The 20,534-nt window shown below is 41.9% G+C and carries 20 protein-coding genes and 1 riboswitch; of the genes, 9 read left to right on the forward strand and 11 right to left on the reverse strand.

Annotated features, from left to right (window positions below; translation table 11 throughout):
• Window positions 1-170: 170 nt before the first annotated feature.
• Window positions 171-1,109 carry an iron-hydroxamate ABC transporter substrate-binding protein gene (locus MHI16_RS15455; RefSeq protein ID WP_268466693.1) on the forward strand — a complete coding sequence of 313 codons (939 nt, stop codon included), beginning with the start codon at window positions 171-173 and terminating at the stop codon, window positions 1,107-1,109.
• Window positions 1,110-1,144: 35 nt separating this feature from the next.
• Here MHI16_RS15455 and MHI16_RS15460 read toward each other — a convergent pair whose 3' ends face one another.
• The 3 genes from MHI16_RS15460 to MHI16_RS15470 all read right to left on the reverse strand — a co-directional run bounded on the left by MHI16_RS15460 (window position 1,145) and on the right by MHI16_RS15470 (window position 3,728).
• Window positions 1,145-2,551, reverse strand: coding sequence for an amino acid permease (locus MHI16_RS15460; protein WP_058013694.1), 1,407 nt, complete (start codon window positions 2,549-2,551; stop codon window positions 1,145-1,147).
• 192 nt (window positions 2,552-2,743) lie between these two features.
• Window positions 2,744-2,922: riboswitch (Lysine riboswitch) on the reverse strand.
• A gap of 121 nt (window positions 2,923-3,043) precedes the next feature.
• Window positions 3,044-3,187 carry a small acid-soluble spore protein SspJ gene (gene sspJ, locus MHI16_RS15465; protein WP_003213383.1) on the reverse strand — a complete coding sequence of 48 codons (144 nt, stop codon included), beginning with the start codon at window positions 3,185-3,187 and terminating at the stop codon, window positions 3,044-3,046.
• An 82-nt stretch (window positions 3,188-3,269) separates the two neighbouring features.
• Window positions 3,270-3,728 (reverse strand): MarR family transcriptional regulator, encoded by a 459-nt coding sequence (locus MHI16_RS15470; RefSeq protein ID WP_342498005.1) that lies wholly within the window; start codon window positions 3,726-3,728, stop codon window positions 3,270-3,272.
• A gap of 142 nt (window positions 3,729-3,870) precedes the next feature.
• Between MHI16_RS15470 and MHI16_RS15475 the strand changes: the two genes are divergently transcribed.
• The 4 genes from MHI16_RS15475 to modB all read left to right on the forward strand — a co-directional run bounded on the left by MHI16_RS15475 (window position 3,871) and on the right by modB (window position 7,930).
• The gene (locus tag MHI16_RS15475) at window positions 3,871-4,362 is read left to right on the forward strand and encodes a metal-dependent hydrolase (RefSeq protein WP_058013692.1); all 492 of its coding nucleotides are present in this window, start codon (window positions 3,871-3,873) and stop codon (window positions 4,360-4,362) included.
• Between the two features lie 124 nt (window positions 4,363-4,486).
• Window positions 4,487-6,337: an LTA synthase family protein gene (locus MHI16_RS15480; protein ID WP_268466700.1), complete on the forward strand. Its 1,851-nt coding sequence runs from the start codon at window positions 4,487-4,489 to the stop codon at window positions 6,335-6,337.
• 151 nt (window positions 6,338-6,488) lie between these two features.
• Complete coding sequence (modA, locus tag MHI16_RS15485) at window positions 6,489-7,265, forward strand: molybdate ABC transporter substrate-binding protein (RefSeq protein WP_268466702.1); 777 nt, start codon at window positions 6,489-6,491, stop codon at window positions 7,263-7,265.
• Window positions 7,265-7,930, forward strand: a complete 666-nt coding sequence (gene modB / locus MHI16_RS15490; protein ID WP_268466704.1) for a molybdate ABC transporter permease subunit — start codon at window positions 7,265-7,267, stop codon at window positions 7,928-7,930. The genes modA and modB overlap by 1 nt, the downstream gene beginning before the upstream one ends.
• A 38-nt stretch (window positions 7,931-7,968) precedes the next feature.
• Here modB and MHI16_RS15495 read toward each other — a convergent pair whose 3' ends face one another.
• The 7 genes from MHI16_RS15495 to MHI16_RS15525 form a co-directional block, all read right to left on the reverse strand.
• Window positions 7,969-8,814 carry an aldo/keto reductase gene (locus MHI16_RS15495; RefSeq protein ID WP_268466706.1) on the reverse strand — a complete coding sequence of 282 codons (846 nt, stop codon included), beginning with the start codon at window positions 8,812-8,814 and terminating at the stop codon, window positions 7,969-7,971.
• Between the two features lie 69 nt (window positions 8,815-8,883).
• A complete protein-coding gene (locus MHI16_RS15500; protein WP_268466709.1) occupies window positions 8,884-9,753 on the reverse strand; it encodes an ROK family protein in 870 nt (289 codons plus the stop codon).
• Window positions 9,754-9,815: 62 nt separating this feature from the next.
• Window positions 9,816-11,831, reverse strand: coding sequence for a Na+/H+ antiporter (locus MHI16_RS15505; RefSeq protein WP_061409610.1), 2,016 nt, complete (start codon window positions 11,829-11,831; stop codon window positions 9,816-9,818).
• Between the two features lie 320 nt (window positions 11,832-12,151).
• Window positions 12,152-12,763, reverse strand: a complete 612-nt coding sequence (locus MHI16_RS15510) for a trimeric intracellular cation channel family protein (RefSeq protein WP_003212961.1) — start codon at window positions 12,761-12,763, stop codon at window positions 12,152-12,154.
• Window positions 12,764-12,909: 146 nt separating this feature from the next.
• Window positions 12,910-13,323: a disulfide oxidoreductase gene (locus tag MHI16_RS15515; RefSeq protein ID WP_144461813.1), complete on the reverse strand. Its 414-nt coding sequence runs from the start codon at window positions 13,321-13,323 to the stop codon at window positions 12,910-12,912.
• On the reverse strand, window positions 13,320-14,006 hold the full coding sequence (locus tag MHI16_RS15520; RefSeq protein ID WP_268466715.1) for a DsbA family protein: 687 nt from the start codon (window positions 14,004-14,006) through the stop codon (window positions 13,320-13,322). Before MHI16_RS15520 ends, MHI16_RS15515 begins: the two co-directional genes overlap by 4 nt.
• A gap of 143 nt (window positions 14,007-14,149) precedes the next feature.
• Window positions 14,150-16,249 carry a heavy metal translocating P-type ATPase gene (locus tag MHI16_RS15525; protein ID WP_326848465.1) on the reverse strand — a complete coding sequence of 700 codons (2,100 nt, stop codon included), beginning with the start codon at window positions 16,247-16,249 and terminating at the stop codon, window positions 14,150-14,152.
• Window positions 16,250-16,679: 430 nt separating this feature from the next.
• On the opposite strand from MHI16_RS15525, the gene MHI16_RS15530 reads away from it, so the two are divergent.
• Genes MHI16_RS15530 through MHI16_RS15540 form a run of 3 tightly spaced genes read left to right on the forward strand, consistent with a single transcriptional unit; the run spans window position 16,680 to window position 19,247 of the window.
• Complete coding sequence (locus MHI16_RS15530; RefSeq protein WP_268466717.1) at window positions 16,680-17,423, forward strand: metal ABC transporter ATP-binding protein; 744 nt, start codon at window positions 16,680-16,682, stop codon at window positions 17,421-17,423.
• A complete protein-coding gene (locus tag MHI16_RS15535) occupies window positions 17,423-18,295 on the forward strand; it encodes a metal ABC transporter permease (RefSeq protein ID WP_061409618.1) in 873 nt (290 codons plus the stop codon). Before MHI16_RS15530 ends, MHI16_RS15535 begins: the two co-directional genes overlap by 1 nt.
• 13 nt (window positions 18,296-18,308) lie before the next feature.
• Window positions 18,309-19,247, forward strand: coding sequence for a metal ABC transporter substrate-binding protein (locus MHI16_RS15540; RefSeq protein ID WP_268466721.1), 939 nt, complete (start codon window positions 18,309-18,311; stop codon window positions 19,245-19,247).
• A gap of 37 nt (window positions 19,248-19,284) precedes the next feature.
• On the opposite strand, the gene MHI16_RS15545 is transcribed toward MHI16_RS15540, so the two are convergent.
• On the reverse strand, window positions 19,285-19,833 hold the full coding sequence (locus MHI16_RS15545; protein WP_061409622.1) for a hypothetical protein: 549 nt from the start codon (window positions 19,831-19,833) through the stop codon (window positions 19,285-19,287).
• Window positions 19,834-19,922: 89 nt separating this feature from the next.
• Here MHI16_RS15545 and MHI16_RS15550 point away from each other — a divergent pair, with 89 nt between their 5' ends.
• Complete coding sequence (locus MHI16_RS15550) at window positions 19,923-20,531, forward strand: TetR/AcrR family transcriptional regulator (protein ID WP_061409624.1); 609 nt, start codon at window positions 19,923-19,925, stop codon at window positions 20,529-20,531.
• The last annotated feature ends 3 nt before the right edge of the window (window positions 20,532-20,534 follow it).

Below are 20,534 nucleotides of genomic sequence, written 5' to 3' on the forward strand. Positions count from 1 at the left end.
TTTGAAATCATTGTTCTGAACATTTTCTTTATTTTCATCAAAAAACCGGGAGAAATTCACCATTTTTCTTTAGGTCCTAACATAGCCGATGCATTTTTCATTCCATCGTGTTACGATATAATTGAAATTGAGAATCATTATCATAAGAACGTGAATAGGAGAGAATCTTTGTGAAAAAACGATCTGGATTTCTTTTGATATCCTTAGCCTTTCTCATGCTTTTTACAGCTGCTTGCAGCGGCACTTCAAATAAAAAATCTGGCGCCAACCAGGATGACACAATCACCTATCAGGACGTGAAAGGCGAAGTCAAACTCCCTAAAGATCCAAAACGAATTGTGCTTTTGGCAGAAAGCTACTACGGTGACCTCGTGACACTTGGCAAGACGCCGATTGCTACAACTGCCCCCATCTTTAAAAACCCTTTCTATAAAGGCAAAACAGATGGTGTCAAAAACCTTGGAACATCCCCTTCTGTCGAAAAGGTCGCCGCTTTGAAGCCAGATATGATTATTGCTTGGGGAGAAGACGAGAAATTTGATCAATACAAAAAAATTGCGCCAACCGTTGCCATTAAATACAATCAATATTCCTTTAAAGATCAGCTGAAAGAATTCGGTAAAATGACAGGTACACCGAAAAAAGCAGCAGAATGGATCACAAAATGGGATACAAAAATAGCTGAGGTAAAGCCTAAAGTAACAAAAGCGGTCGGTAGCAAAACCGTTTCAATCGTGTCACCCTTTGATAAAGGTATCTATATCTTTGGAAACACCTTTGCACGCGGAGGCGAAATTATTTATGACGAGCTGAAATTACGTGCGCCAAAGGCAGTTAAAAAAGATGCCATCGACAGCGGAGTCGGCTATGCAAACATTTCCCTTGAAAAGCTGCCAGAATACGCAGGCGACTATATTTTCACTAGTCCATGGAGCGGTTCAAAAAGTAAAGGAGACCAGGTGTATGAAAGCAGCATTTGGGCATCACTTCCTGCTGTACAAAATAAACACGTATTTGAAATCGATCCTGTCGGTTACTTCTTTAATGACCCAGTGTCACTAGAAGGACAGCTTGAGTTTATTGTGGACCGTTTAACATCTGAATCATAAAAAAACGTTTCTCCATATACGGAGAAACGTTTCCCTTATACCGTTCCTTTGGCAAATCCTTTTGACATCAATGGATAAAGCAAAATACCTACTAAGAACAGACCGATGCCAAGTCCAAATGTTTTAAAATCAGCTGTTCCTGAAATAATGACCCAAGCGGAATACCCCATCGCAACAAGCGCAATGATTCCGTCTCTTGTTCGCTTCCCTTTTTGAAGATCATACGTGTCACCTTGCATGATGACTTTAAAGCTATAGATCGAAGACACAATATACGGAATGAGATACGCAAGTGTCGCTGATGTCGTTAAAAAGGTAAAAGCTTCATTAATCGTACGAGACATCACTGAGAAAATAAACAGCTGTGACATAATGTTTGTAACCGTTAAAGCAAAAACAGGACTGCCTTTTTTGTTTGTTTTTGCAAATACTGCCGGGAAATCGCCAGCCTTTGCTGCTTGATACGGTACTTCTGAACCAAGTAAGATCCAGCCAAGCATCGAGCCAAATAAACAAATAATCGCAAGCAATGCCATTACAATTCCGCCAGCCGGCCCAATAATAAGCTGAAGCACGTCAACGAATGGTTTATCTGAGCCTTGCAACTGATCGTGCGGCAGGACGCCCATTGTAATCAAAGTAATAATCATGTAGATAGAAAGTGCAATTAAAAGTCCTGTAATCGTTGCACGTTTCACATCGCGCTGCGAGGACGCTCTTCCTGATAAAATGACAGCAGACTCGATGCCAATAAATGCCCATAGTGTGGAAATGGCCGCATGATGAATTTGGCCCCCAAGTCCGAGCATTCCTTCGCCCTCTGCTGCAACTGGGAAGTAATAATGTTCAAATAATGCCGTTTGGAATGCAAATAACCCTGCAACAATAAAAAGGACAAATCCAAGTACCTTTGAAAAGGTCGTAATAAAGTTTAATTTACTTGCAGCACTTAAGCTTGTAATTAAGATCGTATGTGTTCCCCAAAGAAGAATGGTACATACAATAAACGTTGTCAGCTGACCTAGTGTGATCGCTTCTTTACCAAAGGTGAAAATTTCCGTCTTCACGGTGAGAATTGGGAAAAATGTCGTTAAATAACCGGCAAGACTCGTAATAATCGCGACATTACTAATCCAGCTTGCTACCCAATATCCCCAAACCATTGTAAAACCAGCCGCTTTCCCTTTTTTCGGATCGTTAAAAAGCGCTCTTGCATAACTTTGTGGTCCAGCCGTCAGCTGCGGCTTATGAATGGACAAATGCCCAAAAACAAGCGCAATCATCAGCACACCGCCACCTGTGACAAGCCATGCCATCGTCACACCTAAAGGACTCGCATGCTGGGCAAGCGTACTTGGCAGCATAAAGATGCCTGAACCTACCATATTTCCGACGACAAAAGCCGTCAATAACCAAAAACCCCATTTTTTTGTCTGTTCCATTTCCGTACCTCCGTTATATTCACTTCGGACCAGACCCGGCAGTATCTTCATTGATATATTTGTGAAGCAATGACTTGTATTCTTTATGTTCATTATGGGTCACTTTCTTAACAGCATACCCTTATCTTCGGTACTCAGAACATAAAAAAAAGCCTGAACAACAGTCCATGCTTTTCAAAACATACACCTTGATCTCCGGATAGCCCTCCACGCTTCAAAGACGTGGCAGTCCTGCATTTATTCAATGCAGACCCAGCATAAAGAAAGTTGGAGCTCTCTCTACACTTCGGCGCTGATGCCTTTTTTCTCATGATCTTCGATTCCATCTCTCCCATGAGTGACTCATCATCCGCGCAACCTCTACCTCACTGAGACATAGCGTGAGGATTTCTATTCATTTTTACTACACGAAGGTTATCAAACATTCTCACTTCTGTCAAAGGGAAAAACATAGAAAAAGGGCAGAGATCTTTTTCTCTGCCCTATACCTGCTTATTGATCGTTGTTTTTCTTCTTTTGTACAGCTTCCTGAAGCGGATCGCCTGCTAGCTCTTTGCTTGCTTCTTCTAACAGTTGATCTACTTGCTTGTGGTCTTTCTCGCTTTTCGCCTTTTTATCCTTTTGGAAAAATGACATCGCTGTTTCCTCCCTTTTCATAAAATGCGGTTGCCTGTTTAATTTGTGCTACAGTGCGCCGCATTATACAAAGTGGAAAGACTCAATCATCATGAAAGGTCTGTCTCATTTTTTGCAGATATGTCAAAAAGGTCTTTAAGTCTTCCTTTGTGAAGTCTGACATCATATGCTGAATCACCTTTCCGAAAAGACGTGTATGCTTTTCATAAATCGCCTGCCCTTTTTCGGTGACTTCTAATCGGACGAGCGAGGGGTCGTCTTTGTCCCGCTCTCTCTGAATATAGCCCTGCTCACATAATTTATTGAGTGCAATGGAGGCTGCACCTGGGTTTAAAGAGAGCCTTTGTTTCAGCTCTTCGGCATGTGATACTTTGCCTTGTATCAAAATAGTAAGAGCATATATCTGCGGAGGCGTGATGTCTTTTTCTAACTCAAGTAACTTGCGGTTTAATTTACGGCTGACTTCATAATGTACAAGAACAATTTCTTTTAAAATGTCTGCATTACCCATCCGAATCGCATCCCTTATCGTTAGTATCAACTTGACTTCCTCCTTATTATAGAATGTTTTACCAATCAGCCAACCCTTTTGTCCTTTTTTTCTTTAGAAATAAGCCTTGCTGAATGAATTCACCCTTGATATAGTGAATACTTGAACAAAAAATAGAACAGGAGTACGCATCATGACAGGAAAAACACACATTATGGGCGGAATCGCCGCCTCAACGGCCGTCGCCTACTACTACGGATTTGACCCAGTCATCATGGCTGCAGCTGGATCAGCAGGTGCTTTGATCCCCGATCTTTGCCATACAAAAAGTAAAATCGGTAGAAAATTTCCGCTGCTCTCGGCCCTGATCAGCAGCGTGTTCGGTCATCGCACGTTTACTCACAGTTTATTATTTCTGCTGATCATTTATTTTCTCGCAACAACATACATTCCAAATGACAGCCTAAGTATTGGTTTATTAGTTGGAATGACGAGCCATCTTATCCTTGATGCTGGAACAGTAAACGGCATTAAATTTTTATTTCCAGCTTCCATTAAAGTGCGTCTCCCCTTCTATGTCAAAACAGGCAGCACAGGAGAACAAGTTGTACTAGCTGCTCTCACTGTCGTCACCTGCTATTACATCGCAGTCATCTGCGGCATGTCTATCCCCATCCAGTTCTAACAGAATAAAAAAGAGTTTTGCGAAAAAGATAAGATATGAATTGATCATTCCTCATTTTTTTAGTAGGTTTAAGATAAGTGTTTTTGCCTTGCAGCTGAATACAGAATGGTGAGGAGATACATAGATGAAAGCGTTTTTCAAAAATCACTGGTTTTTAGTGTATTCCATCCTCTTCATGTGGATGAAAACATACATCATTTATCAACTAGGTTTTCACATACGAACAGCCAATCTGTTTCATGAATGGCTGATTTTGATCAATCCACTTAGCTTTCTACTCCCTTTGTTTGGGATAGCTCTTTTTTTAAATGAAACCAAACAAAAGGTTTTTTTATTGACTGCAAATTTTATTCTCACGGCGATTCTTATATCGAATACGATCTTTTACGGTTTTTATATTGATTTCATTACCATTCCCGTGCTATTCCAAGCGAAGAACATGGGAGATATGGGCAGCAGTATGACGGAATTATTCCACCCGCTTTTTGTGCTGATGCTCGTTGATTTTGTCGTACTTGCTTGGCTGCTCAAGCGCAGACCATTAGCCCCAAAAGCGTCATACAAGACGATCAAAACATATTATGCGATCTGCTGCAGCTTCCTATTGTTTCATGTCAGCTCAGCTATGATGGATCACCCTCGATTTCTGACAAGCTCTTATGATCGTGAAGTCATTGTTAGAAACCTCGGGCTGTTCCAATTTCATCTGTACGACGGTGCTGCCCAAACGGCACGCATTGGACAAAAGGCTTTTGCAGATGAAGATACGCTTTCTACTGTAGCAAACTACACAAAGGCTGATTACAGCGCACCAAACGAAGAGTACTTCGGACTTGCTAAAGGCAAGAACGTTGTGTTCATTTCACTTGAATCGACGCAGCAATTTGTCATGAATCAAAAGGTAAATGGACAATATATCACTCCCTTTTTAAATCAATTGGCTAAAAAGAGTTTTTATTTTGATGAATTTTATCAGCAGACAGAGCAGGGGAAGACGTCCGATTCAGAGTTTATTGTCGCTAATTCTCTCTATCCTTCTAGTAGCGGCGCTGTATTTTTCACAGCGAGTGACAATGAATATGACACATTATACAAGCAGTTGAAAAAAGAAAACTATCAATCCGTCCAATTTCATGCGAATAATAAAACGTTTTGGAATCGTGATGTGATGTATGAATCTCTAGGAATTGATCGTTTTTACGATGTCGATTCATATGATGTCAATGAACGGAATTCCACTGGCTGGGGTTTAAAGGATATCGACTTCTTTGATCAATCCGTTGATCATTTAAAAAAGTTGAAGCAGCCTTATTACAGTACGTTCATTACTTTGACCAATCATTTTCCATTTGAAATTGACCCGAAGGATCAGTTTATTGATGAATATGATTCGTCCAGCACCATTTTAAACCGCTATGTGACAACCGTCCGCTATCAAGATGAAGCGATTAAGTTGTTTTTTGACCGTATGAAAGAAGAAGGATTGTCTCACAATACGATGTTTGTCCTCATGGGTGACCATTATGGCATCTCCGAGGCACATCATGAGGCAATGGCTAAGCTGCTCAATCAAGAGGAAATCACACCGTTTGATGCAGTCAAACTGCAGCGTGTTCCCTTTTTGATTTACATTCCTGGTGTCACGGATCAAGTACCGCAGACGATTTCTGAAACAGCTGGTCAAATGGACGTGAAGCCGACACTTCTTCACTTACTAGGGATTGAAACGAAGGATTCCATTCAATTTGGCAATGATTTATTTTCAAATGAACGGACGCCTTTCGCTGTATTGAGAAACGGGAACTTTATTACAGATGATTATCTCTATACAAAAAACACCTGCTATGATCAAAAAACAAAAGAACCCGTGAAGCAGGATGAGGTATGTCAGCCCTATATAGAAAAAGCCAATAAAGAGCTCTCCTTATCAGACAAGGTGATCAATGGGAATTTGCTGCGTTTTTATCAGCAGTAAACAGGATAAAACGATCTCCTTTGTCGTCACGCTAAAAGTCGCCATTAGGCGGCTTTTTCTTTTCTCTTTTTGCTGAAAGCCTATGAATGCTCAAATAAGTTTGCTTATAATAAAGGGAACTACATGATATTGAATGATAAGAGGTGTGAACATGAAGTATACATTCTTAGCCCTCATCTCCCTATGTTTGCTCCTGAGTGGATGCCAAACAGAGATGAAGCGATCTAATTCGAATAAAGAAACAGAGCTTGTGATTTCAGCAGCGGCAAGTCTTCAGGATGCACTAAAGGAAATTGAAGCCTCCTTTCACAAACAGCATCCACATGTGACATTAACGAATAACTTCGGGTCATCCGGCGCATTGAAGCAGCAAATCGCTCAAGGAGCAAAAGCGGATCTCTTTTTCTCAGCAGCTGAGGAGCCCTTTGATGAACTTGTTCAATCCGGAGACATTGATCAAGATTATATCAAGGACGCCATACAAAACGAGCTAGTCCTTATTGTGCCAAAAGATGGCTCTTCCTCTATTAAAAGCTTTCAAGACGTCCAGCACATAAAAGGAAAGATTGCTCTTGGCACACCTGAATCGGTTCCTGCAGGTACATATGGCAAAGAGATCTTCACAAAACTGAACATATGGGACCAAGTGAAAAAGAATGCAGTCTACGGCAAGGATGTGCGGCAAGTTCTAAGCTACGTCGAAACAGGAAATGTTGACGCTGGTGTTGTGTATAAAACAGACGCCCTCGTCTCCAAAAAGGTAAAGATTGCAGCTGAGGCACATTCGGACATGCACTCCCCGGTTATATATCCAGTAGGGATTGTCAAAGGGACAAAACATCTAACAGAAGCCAAGGCCTTTTTTGAATTTCTTCAATCTGATAAAGCCAAATCAATTTTTAAGAAATACGGCTTTCAAGTGTCGTAATGCCTATGCTGACTGAAGACTTTCTATCACCCATTTGGCTATCCGTTCAAGTGGCCATCGTTAGCGGACTGTTGGCCACTGTCTTTGGCACAACGATTGGCTTTTGGATGGCGCGAACTACTTTTAAAGGGAAAATGATTGTGGAAACGCTCCTGATGATGCCGCTCGTTCTCCCGCCAACAGTCGTTGGCTTTTTATTGCTCGTCGTATTCGGAAAACATAGTGTAATAGGGGGCGCGATTGAATGGATCTTCCATCAGCCGGTAATCTTCACATGGTGGGCGGCGGTCATTGCATCGACTGTCGTGGCATTTCCGCTCATGTATCAATCAGCAAAGGCGGGCTTTTCTACAATTGAGTCAGATATTGAAGGGGCTGCAAAAGTAGATGGTGCTCATTCATTCCAAGTCTTTGCCTATATTACTGTACCTCTTGCCCTGCCGTCCCTCTTGTCAGGCAGCATCCTTAGCTTTGCAAGAGCCCTTGGAGAATTCGGAGCGACTTTAATGTTTGCCGGCAACATCCCAGGAAAAACCCAAACACTCCCAACCGCTATCTATGTGGCGATTGATTCTGGGCGTATGGAACTTGCTTGGGCATGGACGATCTGTATTGTGATCTTATCTTTTATGATGCTTTTGGCTGTTCGTAGAAGCAGTAAATAAAAAACCCCTTTCTCACATGAGAAAGAGGATTTTTTTATTTATTCAAACCCAACCGTCATCGTCTCTGGATTCGAGCCGACGCGCTCGTTATTGTTTAATGCATCGATTTTTTCCATGTCTTCTTTTGAAAGTTCGAAATCAAAAATATCTGCATTTTGTTTGATACGTTCTTCGTTGATTGATTTAGGAATCGTCACGACGCCGCTTTGCAGATCCCAGCGCAAGATAACTTGTGCAACGGATTTGTTGTAGCGTGCAGCAATGTCCTTTAATACGTCATGATCTAATAGCTTTCCTTGCATAAGCGGAGACCACGCTTCAATTTGAATACCTTTTTCTTTTGCGTATTGACGTAGTTCGACAAGTGTCAGTTTCGGATGAAATTCAACTTGGTTCACGGCTGGAACAACTTCAGCATCTTTTAATAGCTCTTCTAAATGCTGAATGTAGAAGTTGCTGACGCCAATGGCTCTCACTTTCCCATCCTTGTAAAGCTTCTCAAGCGCACGCCATGTGTCTTTAAATGTTTCTGCATTTGGGCCAGGCCAATGAATCAAATAGAGGTCTAAGTAATCAAGGCCCAATCGATTTAAGCTTGCGTCAAATGCAGCCAGCGCTTTGTCATAGCCTTGATCCGTATTCCATACTTTAGACGTAATGAACAAATCTTCTCGTTTCACGCCAGATTCTTTAATTGCTTTGCCTACGCCTGTCTCATTTTTATAAACGGCAGCCGTATCAATACTGCGGTATCCGTTTCGTATGGCTGCTTTTACGGCATCTACCACTTGATTGCCGTCCTCCACTTTGAATACACCTAAACCAAACCAAGGCATTTCCACTCCGTTATTCAGTGTTACGGTATCATTCAAGCTTTTAACCATTTTAACAACCACCTTTTTCATAGATTCCATCTTTTTCATTATCTCACGTTGTCCATTAAAACTCTATTATCAGACGTTTTTCTTCGCTTCGATGGCTAACAGCAAAGCACCTGTCATGCCGGCCTTGTCTTCAAGTCCAGGAGAGACAATATATGAATCAAGCGGCGGCAGGTCTACATAATCATTGAGATAAGCAGCAAGCTTCTCTCGAATTAGTGGAAACAGTTGTTTTTGCTTCATGACGCCCCCGCCCATAATGATGCGCTCTGGGCTTAAAATAAGCGAGTACTGCATCAGCGCCTGCGCCAAATAGTCGGCTTCAAGTGTCCAAACTGATTCTTCCTCTGTGAGCTCTTTAGCAGATTTCCCCCATCTTTTCTCAATCGCTGGTCCAGCGGCCAGTCCTTCTAAACACGTCCCATGCGCTGGGCAGACTCCTTCAAACACGTCTGATTCATGCTGCCTGACAAGGATGTGCCCCATTTCTGGATGTGAATGACCGTGAAGAAGCTCGTTTTTTACAACAGCGCCAGCACCGATACCCGTACCGACCGTGATATACATACAGCTATTCAGCCCTTTGGCTGCTCCTTTTGTTAATTCACCTAAAGCTGCCGCATTTACATCTGTTGTAAAAGATACTGGAACTTCTATTTGCTTCTCTAGCTCTGGGATGAACGGGTAATGCTTCCACTCTACTTTCGGCGTGTTCATGATATAACCATAGGAAGGGTCGTCCTTTTGGACACAAATCGGTCCAAAGGAGCCGACCCCTAAAGCTTCAATGTCATGCTGCTTGAAAAATGGGATGAGCTTTTGTAATGTTTTTTCTGGGTGCTCTGTAGGTATCGTCATTTCTTCTAGAATGTCCCCGTGCTCATTGCCGATTGCACAACAAAACTTTGTACCACCAGCTTCAATTGCTCCATAATACGCCATCATTATCTCCCCCTGCTTGTTCTCTTTCCTCATCATAAAACATAGGGGAGGAGATGACAACATTACGTATTGGTCAGAAGAACAGCTTCCATATCATTGATATACTCCCTTAGATGATGGGCAATATCACGATTGATTTCACCATTTTCATACAAAGTTTGAATTTCATTTCGAATCGTCTGTACAGCTTGGAAGTTAAGCTCTTTTTTCTTCCGGTCAAACGAACGGTCTTTTTGCTGAAAGAAGCTTGGACCGTGTTCACAGCGATAAATGACTTGATTGTAAAAACCAATTACTTGATGACACGTTTGTTTATTTTCATCGGTCATATGCTGTTTGATCGAGTCCACAGCAGCCTCTGCCGTTTTCTTACGGATTTGCTTGTACGAGTCCTCGTTTTCTAAAATACCGCTGGAAACGAGCTGATTCGGCCGCCATAATTGGAGCCATTGAAGCAAGCGTAGAAACTTCACTTTTGAGAAACGAATTTTGAAGGAGTTTGAATACAGCATTTCGAGCTCATGAAATCTTTCTTGCAGCTCATAGGCTTCATGTTTATCGATTTTCTCTTCCTCAATGAGCTGTTGGAGCTTCATCTGCTCCGCTTTTATTCCATGCAGCCTGATCTTTTTCTCTTGTCTTCTCATCCCGAATTGGTACGGCTCACGCTGGATATTACGCAGCTTCATTCGGTAATCATTGATGAGCGCAAGAGACACTTCTCTGTTGTCTTCATTCATTCCTTCTCTTAGCGTTTTAATGGCACTTCTCAGCAGCTTCCGTTTCGCATGCTGAATCTTTGTATCCAAATCCACAGCGATTTGTTTGTCTTTTTTCTCAGATAGAAGAGGCAGTAGCACACTAGCTAAAATGAGTGTACATAAAATGACGCCTGCTGCGAGGAAGATAATCAAATGCCGTTCAGGAAACGGTGAACCGTCCGCAAGTGTAAATGGGATGGAGAAGGCACCGGCTAATGTCACGGCCCCGCGTACACCAGAGAATGTCATGAGCATTGAGGCACGAAGCTTCGGTTTTTTCACGTTTTGCTTTTTTGTTGCGCTCCATTTCCCTGCCCAGAAAAGCCATACCCATAAAAATCTCAGAATCATGAGACATAGCGTGATGATTAAGATGTAACTGATGACCTGCATATTATTAAACGCTTCATCCTGGAAAATAACTGTCGATACATCAGGAATCTGCAATCCTAGAATAACGAAAACAAGTCCGTTTAAAATAAATAAAATAATATTCCATGTGTTTGATGAAGCAATTTGCAGTTTGGCTAAATTTGCTTCCATTCGATCCTGCTCAATGGCATGTGTCACACCACCAGCAACAACGGCTAAAATGCCGGATACACCAATTTCTTCAGCTGCTAAATAGATAACAAATGGTGTAAGGATTTGCAGGATGATGTGCATCGTGACATCGTCCATTCCTAAACGGCGGAGAAAATAGCGAAAACGAATGATAAAAAAGGATAGAATAAATCCAGTCAATAGACCACCTGCGGCAATCAGGACAAAGCTAAAGGATGCCTCAGCAATTGAAAAAGCGCCAGTCACTGTTGCTGCAATGGCAAATTTAAAAGCAACAAGTCCTGATGCATCGTTCATCAATCCCTCGCCTTCCAAAAGTCTCATGATGCCCTTTGGCATATTCACACGGCTGGAAAGAGCACTGACTGCTACCACATCTGTCGGTGATAAAATTGCTGCAAGTGCAAATGCGGCTGGAAGCGGTATGCTTGGGATCATCCAATGGATGGTATATCCCGCGACAATGACTGTCGCAAAGACTAACCCTAGGGCTAACAGAAGAATCGGCGCTCTTAATTTCCACAGCTCGTCCCTTGGGGTACGCTTCCCGTCATTAAATAACAGCGGCGCAATGAATAAAACGAAGAATAATTCAGGATTTAAAGAAATATGTAAACCTGAAGGAAAAGCTGCCACCAGTATTCCTAAGCCCACTTGAATTAACGGGACTGGAATAAAGGGGACAAAACGATTGATAATATTAGATGATGCAATGAGTGCTAGTAGTACGAGCACTGCTAAAAAAATCTCCACTAATACGTGTCCCTCCTTCATTCATGTTTTTGTCAAGTTTTGCTTACATGCAGTGATGTGTTCATTTCAAGAATTCATCCGTTCAAAAGATATATGCCTTCTTAGTATTCCGCAAAAAGAGAAACCAACACATAACAATCCATCTAGGCAAAAAAAGACTGAATCCACATATTCAGCCAGCTGACAAAATTTTCATCACATGCATTGTTCTAATGATGAACAAAAAGATCCTGTTTTTATTTTACACGAAAACTCTCTTACCTGCTGACATCCAGCTCGTATCAAACACAAAAAAAGAGCGAAATCGCTCTTTTCTCGTTTTACCCTTTATTTAAAAAATAAGACCTAGCGGGAAGCCGCCATTTGAATAGGTAGGAACACACTCTGCATACGACGAGGATGAGAAACAGCAAATACAAAGCAATCTCTCCTTGTGCTAAACCGAGTCCTACGAGTAAGCCGCCAAGTGCTGCCCAGACTGCGTAAATCTCCGCTTTTAGCACAAGCGGCTTTCGCCCTGCCAATAAATCACGCACAATTCCGCCTCCGCTTCCAGTCAAAATGGCTGCCACAATGACCGCACTGAGCGGGAGCTCTCTTTGCACAGCAAATAATGCACCTTGGATCGCAAACGCTGCTAAGCCAATCGCATCCGAGAAATTCCCCCATGTGCTCCAGTGCTTGAGCAAAAGCTTTGGAAAAAGAAACACAATCGTAATGGATACAAGAGCAATGGTAAACATCTTGCCCTGTGACCATAAAGCAGACACCGGAAGACCAATTAATAGATTCCGAATCGCTCCACCGCCAAATGCTGTCACAATCCCTAAAATGTACACACCAAGAATATCGTACTCTTCCTCCATTGCCACTATCGCACCACTAATGGCGAATGCGATAATACCAATGATACTTAAGACTTCCCATGCCATTTTCCGCTTATCTCCTTACATGATCTGATCATCTCATACTACTCCCTTAATGTATATCTGACATAAGCGAAAAGCAATACAAATTTTCTTTAAATTTTATCTTTTTGCAAAAATAAAAAATAGCCTGCTTAAAAGCAGGCTATCTCTCAATTTTCTTTTGCATTTAAGAGCAGCATACTGATGATAATCAGAATAAATGCAATAAGTGCTAACAGCGGAATGGTGATAAAACCAAACCAGTTCAAATAATCAACAGAACAAGGAATACCGCTCAGGCAAGGGCGAATCGACGCAAAGCCTGGAATCTTTTGTTCCATATAATGATAGATGGAAAAGCAAGCACCGATCACAGCCAAAGGCAGTACGTAATACTTCACTTTGACATCACCCCGGAACGTAGCAATTCCAAGTAAAAGCACGAGCGGGTACATGAAAATGCGCTGAAACCAGCACATATCGCATGGAATAAACTTTTTAATTTCACTTAAATACAGGCTGCTCATCGTTGCAACGATCGAGACAATCCAAGCACTGTACAAGTAAATAAGCTTATTCTTCATGATTTCTTCCCTTTCAGCTCTTGATCAATTAATTCTTTGATTTCATCATAGTCATAGAAGTTTTGAACTTGTTTATTGTTAATGAAAATCGTTGGTGTTGAATTCACTTTGTATTTGTTCACAAGCTGATCGTCTGTGTTCAGCTGCGGCTGATACGTTTTCTTTGATAAGTTATCTTTGAGTTTGTCCGTATCGATTTTTGTTGTCTTTTTCGCCAGTTCAGTCAGCTTAGCAGGCGTCACCCATTCTGCTTCACTATCTGGCTGTGCTTGATAGACAGCTTCATGGAATGCCCAGAAGTTTTTTGGATCTTCTTTCCATACTTCTTCAGAAGCTAGTGCTGCTAACACTGCGCCATCTCCATGAACAGGAAGTGGCAAGTTAATAAATGAAAATGATACATCGCCTTTATCTATGTAGTCTGCTTTCAGTTTTGGGAAAATGTCTGTTTCGAATGATTTACATGACGGACATTTGTAGTCCCCAAACTCGACAATTTGCACCGCTGCGTTTTTGTCTCCTAAGACAGGCTGTCCTTTCATCGAAGGCTTACTGTCAACTGTTTGTGCTTCTTGGCTGTTCTTGTTTCCAATCACAACAAATAAACCAATGAGAAGAGCTGCGATGATGGTTAAAATGACAGCAAATTTAATGGATGAAGATTGATTATTTTTCTTACTCACATGAGCACCTACCTTATCTTTTTCATTCCTTAAAAAAAGAAAAAGGATAATAGCTCAGGAAAATGCCATTATCCAACTTCTTCTATTTTAACAAGAGGGGACCCATTATGAAAGATGGTATTCATGAAATTTTCCTTACAATTTTATTTCATGACCCTCATCGCATTTAAAACAGCGAGCACGGTGACACCGACATCTGAGAAGACGGCTTCCCACATCGTCGCAATACCGAATGCACCGAGTAATAGGAAAATGCCTTTGACACCAAGAGCAAATGCGATATTCTGCCAGACAATCCTTCTTGTTCGTTTTGCGACAGCAATAGCCTCTGCTACCTTTGATGGCTGATCCGTCATGATGACGATATCTGCCGCTTCAACAGCTGCATCTGAACCAAGTCCGCCCATTGCAATTCCTATGTCCGCTCTTGCTAATACCGGTGTATCATTAATGCCGTCCCCAACAAATAATAGCTTTTCTTGAGGCGATTTTTTCTGATCAATTTCTTCTAATTTCGTTACTTTATCCTGCGGTAATAATTCTGCATGTACTTCATCAATGCCAATTTGCTTAGCGACCGCAGTTCCAACTTGCTTAGCATCACCAGTGAGCATGACGGTTTGAATTCCAGACGCTTTTAGAGCAGATACGGCTTCAATGGCATCGTCCTTTAATTCATCTGCGATCAAGATTGAACCGGCAAACTCACCGTTAATCGCCATGTACACAACGGTTCCGCTTCTTTTTTCTTTTTCATACGCAATGCCTTCTCGCTCCATCAAGCGATGATTTCCCGCTAAGACGTGAGAACCGCTGATGGTCGCTTTAATTCCATGTCCCGCGATATCCTCGTATGCTTCGATCTGACTTTCATCAAGCGGTGAGCTGTATGCCGCATTAATTGATTCTGCAATAGGGTGAGAGGAATGGGCTTCTGCTAGTGCTGCAAAAGAAAGCAGCTCTTCTTCTGACCACTTGTCACTGGCTGTGGCAATATTGGTCACTGTAAAGTTTCCTTTTGTAAGCGTGCCCGTCTTATCAAATACCGCATATTTCACAGCATTCAATGCTTCTAAATAGTTACTGCCTTTGACAAGGATGCCTCGCTTAGACGCTGCCCCAATTCCCCCGAAAAATCCTAATGGAATGGATACAACAAGAGCACAAGGACAAGAGATCACGAGAAAGACAAGTGCCCGGTATACCCAATCAGACAATTGTGCTGATGGAATAAGAAGCGGCGGCACAAAGGCAAGCAATAAGGCGAGCACGACGACAGCCGGTGTATAATATTTTGCAAACTTTGTGATGAAATTTTCTGTCTGTGCTTTTCGGCTGCTTGCATTCTCAACCAAATCTAAAATTTTCGTCACTGCCGATTCGCTTAACTCTTTTTGCACTTCAATTTCAAGTATACCGTTTTGATTCACAAATCCTGCAAGAACTTCTTTTCCCGCTTCTACATCCCGCGGCACCGACTCCCCTGTTAATGCGGATGTATCAACAAGCGAGAAGCCTTCAGTAACGAGCCCATCCAGCGGAATTTTTTCACCAGGCTTCACGACAATACGGTCACCGGCTTTTACTTCTTCTGGATTTACTTTTTTCGTTTCATTTCCGACTTTTAGATTCGCGTATTCTGGACGTATATTCATTAATTCACTAATTGAACGTCTTGAACGGTTCACTGCCGCCCCTTGGAAGAGCTCTCCAATTTGGTAAAAGAGCATCACTGCCAGTGCCTCTGGATATTGCTGAATAACAAAAGCGCCAACTGTTGCAATGGTCATTAAAAAGTTCTCATCAAACACTTGGCCGCGCACGATATTTTTCAGGGCTTTAAAAACCACATCACCGCCGACTAGTAAATATGCTGCGAAGAACATAAGGAACTTTAATACACCATCTTCAGGTATAAAGAAAGCGGCTGTTCCAATGACTGCACCGCCAATTAATTTCAGCACGATCGTTTTTAAATTTTTCGTCCCATGATCATGATCGTGATGATGACCATCTTCTTTCGGTGATACACTCACATGAGGTTCAATGGACTGAACAGTTTTTTCAATTCGCTTCGACATCGATTCTTGCTTATCTGCATGCGTCACAGTCAAGGTGCCTGTCGCAAAGTTAACAGAGCAAGCTTCCACTCCATCCATTTTGCTGACACCTGTTTCTATTTTACGTGCACAGTTGCCGCAATCAAGACCGCTTAATACGTATTCATCCTTCATCTTTTTCATGTTCTCACCTTTTTCTATATGATAAGTAACGTTCCCTGGATCGATTCAACCTATTAAAAATTAAAAACTTTATATATGAGCATATATTCATATATTAGATTATCCTTATTATATGAGGATTTCTTATCTTCTGTCAATCATTTATGAAGAAATAATTGGTTTTTTATATCCCATTCTGTCACACGGATTTTCAATAAACCAAGCTCATGTCCCCCGCTCTGCGCATAACATAAAAACGATCGTTTGCCCTCCGACAGAATAAGTACAGTTTTTCTCTTTACAAAAGAAGGACATACGCTTAGAATAAAATAAAAGTTTCCCTAAGGAAACAAATTAGCATTAGAGAATCATTTCATCCTTTAGTCAAAATTATTTAATGTATGCATATATCTTTAGGAAGTGCAATGATGATTGAAAGGGGCCGCAAGAGATGCCAAATGCTTTAACAATTGACCGTCTTCATGTCTCATATCATGGACAGGATGCTTTAGAAAACATCTCTCTTTCCATACAGAAAGGAACGATGACAGGAATCATAGGTCCAAATGGTGCCGGTAAATCAACTTTACTCAAGGCATGCTTGGATTTAATTGAAAAAGACCAAGGGGATATTCGCTTTTTTGACCAGCCCTTTAAACAAGTTAGAAAACAGATCGCCTATGTACCCCAGAGAAATGATCTAGACTGGACGTTTCCTATTCATGTGCTGGATACCGTCCTACTTGGAACATATCCGAAGCTTGGCCTGATCAAACGTCCGAAAAAAGAAGACCGGGCATATGCGTACCACTGTTTAGAAAAGGTCGGCATGCAGGACTTTACTAAAAGACAGATTGGTGAGTTATCCGGAGGTCAGCAGCAGCGTGTCTTCCTTGCAAGAGCACTTGCGCAAAATGCACAGCTCTTCTGTTTGGATGAACCGTTTGTTGGGATTGATATGGCAAGTGAAGAGACGATGGTTCGCATTTTGAAGGAATTACGGGATGAAGGAAAAACCATTTTAGTGGTCCATCATGATTTAAGTAAAGCCGATGATTACTTCAGCCATCTCGTTTTGTTAAATAAAAAACTCATCAAAGCTGGACCTGTACACGACATCCTTCGCCCAGAGGTCATGCTGGAGGCATATGAAACGCAGCTGCCATTCTTAAAATCAGCAGGAGGAGACGCGTAATGGAATTTTTAACCGGACTCTTTGAATATGCATTTTTACAAAAAGCGTTATTTACGTCCGTGATGGTAGGCATTATTTGCGGGGTCATTGGCTGCTTTATCATTTTACGGGGCATGGCCTTGATGGGAGACGCCATATCGCATGCTGTGCTGCCAGGTGTCGCCATCTCTTATATGCTGGGAATTAACTTTTTCTTCGGTGCCGTCTTAACTGGTGTATTAACAGCGATTGGCATTGGATATGTGAGTCAAAACAGCCGAATCAAAAATGACTCTGCGATTGGCATTGTCTTCACCGCTTTTTTTTCAATCGGGATCATTTTGATCACATTTTTGAAAAGTTCCAGTGATTTATATCATATCTTGTTTGGAAACGTTCTAGCTGTTCGATCATCTGATATGTGGATTACGTTTGGCATCGGCATTTTTATCCTGCTGGCCGTCATCGTTTTCTACAAGGAATTACTCATTAGTTCATTTGATCCGGTCATTTCTTCGGTTTACGGTTTACCGAATCGAATGATCCATTATTTTCTCATGACGCTGTTGACCCTTGTGACCGTTGCTTCACTGCAAACTGTTGGGATTATTCTTGTCGTTGCCATGCTTATTACACCGGCAGCCACTGCGTATCTCTTAACAGACCGGTTATGGATCATGATCTATTTATCTGCTTTTTTCGGGGCAGTTTCTGCCGTTGCCGGTCTTGGGCTTAGTTTTACGTATAACTTGTCGTCTGGTGCTTCTATCGTACTGGTCGCGACCATTTTATTCGGGAGTGCCTTTATCCTTTCACCAAAGCAAGGAATTCTATGGAGATCATTAAAATCTAAACGAAAACGAACGCAGCTAAAAAAGGAAGCGTCTATGTAAAAGGAGGACATATATGAAGAAGGTATTTGCAATCCGTTTGACCGCAGTATTCATTGCCCTTATGATCATCACAGGCTGTTCTACTAAGCAAAATAATTCCGGCAAAGATGACGGCACATTAAAAGTCGTCACGACCTACTCCATTCTTTATGACATTGTGAAGGAAGTAGGCGGAGAGCACGTCTCTATTCACAGCATTGTTCCCATTGGTACAGACCCGCATGAATTTGATCCACTGCCAAAGGATGTTCAGCATACAACGGATGCAGACCTTGTTCTATATAATGGTTTAAACCTTGAAACAGGGAATGGCTGGTTTCAAAAGCTGCTCGAATCGAGTGGCAAGGACGGGGATGATGCACCTGTAGCCGAAATGAGTAAAGGCGTCAAAGTAAAACATTTATCTTCAAAAGGCCTCGAAAGCCAGCAGGACCCCCATGCTTGGCTAAATGTTGAAAATGGGATTCTCTATGCTAAAAATGCCAGAGATGCACTTATTCAAGCGGACGCTGAGCACAGAGAGGATTATGAGAAAAATGCGGAAGCTTATATTAAAAAGCTTCAAGCCCTTCACGATGATGCAAAAGACAAGTTCGACCAGCTGCCAAAAGATAAAAAGCGTCTTGTCACAAGTGAGGGAGCCTTCAAGTATTTTGCAGATGCCTATGGACTAGAGGCAGGCTACATTTGGGAGATCAACACAGAAAATGAAGGTACACCTGGACAAATGAAGCGCATCATTCATTTTGTCAAAGATCATCAAGTGCCTGCGCTCTTTCTTGAAACAAGTGTCGATCAACGCAGCCTTGAAAGCCTATCTGAAGAAACTGGGGTTCCGATTAAAGGAAAAGTATTTACTGACTCCATTGGAAAGAAAGGTGAAGATGGGGACAGCTACTATAAGATGATGAAATGGAATATTGACACCATTTACAAGGGATTGTCATCATAAGAAAAGACAGGTGGAGTGAACCCGCCTGTCTTTTTTGTTAGCCTGCTATATTTTCTGGGTGTTTTTTCGGCCAAATGACGTAGCTGATGCTAATGACGAAATCAATGGCTAAGACCATCCCCCACATACTGACAAGCTGTACCAACGCTTCCGTTCGTTCTGGTGCTTGGATGAGATAGGTCAATCCATATAACAGTCCCGCTCCGATGACATAAGAGATTAAATGCCGCGTCCAGCCGACCAGTTCATATACAGAACGCTCTTTACCGTACTTGGGTTTTCCTTTTGGCCTCGGACCTCCTGCAAATCGATAAGCAAACCGGACATCTGCCCATTTCACCATTTGATGACCAAAAGCGAGACTCACCCCAATATAAACAGCCGCGAGCCCATGAATGACACTCGCCACAGCCCCCTGTCTTAAATCCAAATACGTCGCTGCCAGAAGAATGAGATCCAAAATCGGTGTACAAATGAGAAAGAAGGCGCCCCACTTTTTCTGTTTAAACACATAACGCAGTGTTAACCCCACCAGAATAAACAGCCAAAAGCCAATTTCACATGCGACAATCAATAACCCAACCAATATTCCCCACATCCTTTTTAACACAATTGTATTAAATAAAAAATAACACAACTGTGTTAAAAAAACAATAGCTGTGCTAAAATCAATGTATGCCAAAAATCGTCGATCACCATAAACAAAAACAAAAAGTCGCTCAAGCTGCTATGAGAGTGATTAAACAGGATGGATTGGAAAACGCTTCTGTCCGAAAAGTAGCGGTAGAAGCTGGCATTTCAGCGGGCTCTATGCGTCATTATTTCTCCACACAGCAGGAGCTATTTCTTTTCTCTATGACATTGATTCAGGAAAGAGTCAAAGAGCGGTTGACAGCACTTGAGCTGAACGGTTCAACGGAAGAAAATGTTCTCACGTTATTGGAGCAGGTTCTTCCACTTGATGAAGAACGAAGATTTGAAATGGAGGTGTGGCAGGCTTTTACAGTCAAGTCGATGACTGAACCTGATTTACAGCCGCTCAATGCAAAGATGTATGACGAGCTTTTCCAAATGACCCAATATTGTTTAATGAAATTAAAAGAAGATGGGCTTTTGCTCGATCATATCGATCTTTTAGTCGAAACTGAGCGCCTTTATGCGGTCATCAATGGGCTTGCATTGAATGGAATCTTGCAGCCTCATCGTTTACCGCCTCAGCTCATACGCTCCGTGCTGCAGATGCACCTGCAATCCATCACCAAAAAAGACATGTCTCCCTCATGAGGG

Source organism: Bacillus sp. FSL K6-0923 (assembly GCF_038630825.1).
GTDB classification, from domain to species: Bacteria; Bacillota; Bacilli; order Bacillales; family Bacillaceae; genus Bacillus; species Bacillus pumilus.

Bases quoted from the DNA above. Each gene is read 5' to 3' on its own strand.
- MHI16_RS15460 (WP_058013694.1), bottom strand. From the start codon at position 2,551: ATGGAACAGACAAAAAAATGGGGTTTTTGGTTATTGACGGCTTTTGTC.
- sspJ (WP_003213383.1), bottom strand. From the start codon at position 3,187: ATGTCATTTTTCCAAAAGGATAAAAAGGCGAAAAGCGAGAAAGACCAC.
- MHI16_RS15475 (WP_058013692.1), top strand. From the start codon at position 3,871: ATGACAGGAAAAACACACATTATGGGCGGAATCGCCGCCTCAACGGCC.
- MHI16_RS15480 (WP_268466700.1), top strand. From the start codon at position 4,487: ATGAAAGCGTTTTTCAAAAATCACTGGTTTTTAGTGTATTCCATCCTC.
- modA (WP_268466702.1), top strand. From the start codon at position 6,489: ATGAAGTATACATTCTTAGCCCTCATCTCCCTATGTTTGCTCCTGAGT.
- modB (WP_268466704.1), top strand. From the start codon at position 7,265: ATGCCTATGCTGACTGAAGACTTTCTATCACCCATTTGGCTATCCGTT.
- MHI16_RS15495 (WP_268466706.1), bottom strand. From the start codon at position 8,814: ATGGTTAAAAGCTTGAATGATACCGTAACACTGAATAACGGAGTGGAA.
- MHI16_RS15500 (WP_268466709.1), bottom strand. From the start codon at position 9,753: ATGGCGTATTATGGAGCAATTGAAGCTGGTGGTACAAAGTTTTGTTGT.
- MHI16_RS15510 (WP_003212961.1), bottom strand. From the start codon at position 12,763: ATGGCATGGGAAGTCTTAAGTATCATTGGTATTATCGCATTCGCCATT.
- MHI16_RS15515 (WP_144461813.1), bottom strand. From the start codon at position 13,323: ATGAAGAATAAGCTTATTTACTTGTACAGTGCTTGGATTGTCTCGATC.
- MHI16_RS15525 (WP_326848465.1), bottom strand. From the start codon at position 16,249: ATGAAAAAGATGAAGGATGAATACGTATTAAGCGGTCTTGATTGCGGC.
- MHI16_RS15530 (WP_268466717.1), top strand. From the start codon at position 16,680: ATGCCAAATGCTTTAACAATTGACCGTCTTCATGTCTCATATCATGGA.
- MHI16_RS15535 (WP_061409618.1), top strand. From the start codon at position 17,423: ATGGAATTTTTAACCGGACTCTTTGAATATGCATTTTTACAAAAAGCG.
- MHI16_RS15540 (WP_268466721.1), top strand. From the start codon at position 18,309: ATGAAGAAGGTATTTGCAATCCGTTTGACCGCAGTATTCATTGCCCTT.
- MHI16_RS15550 (WP_061409624.1), top strand. From the start codon at position 19,923: ATGCCAAAAATCGTCGATCACCATAAACAAAAACAAAAAGTCGCTCAA.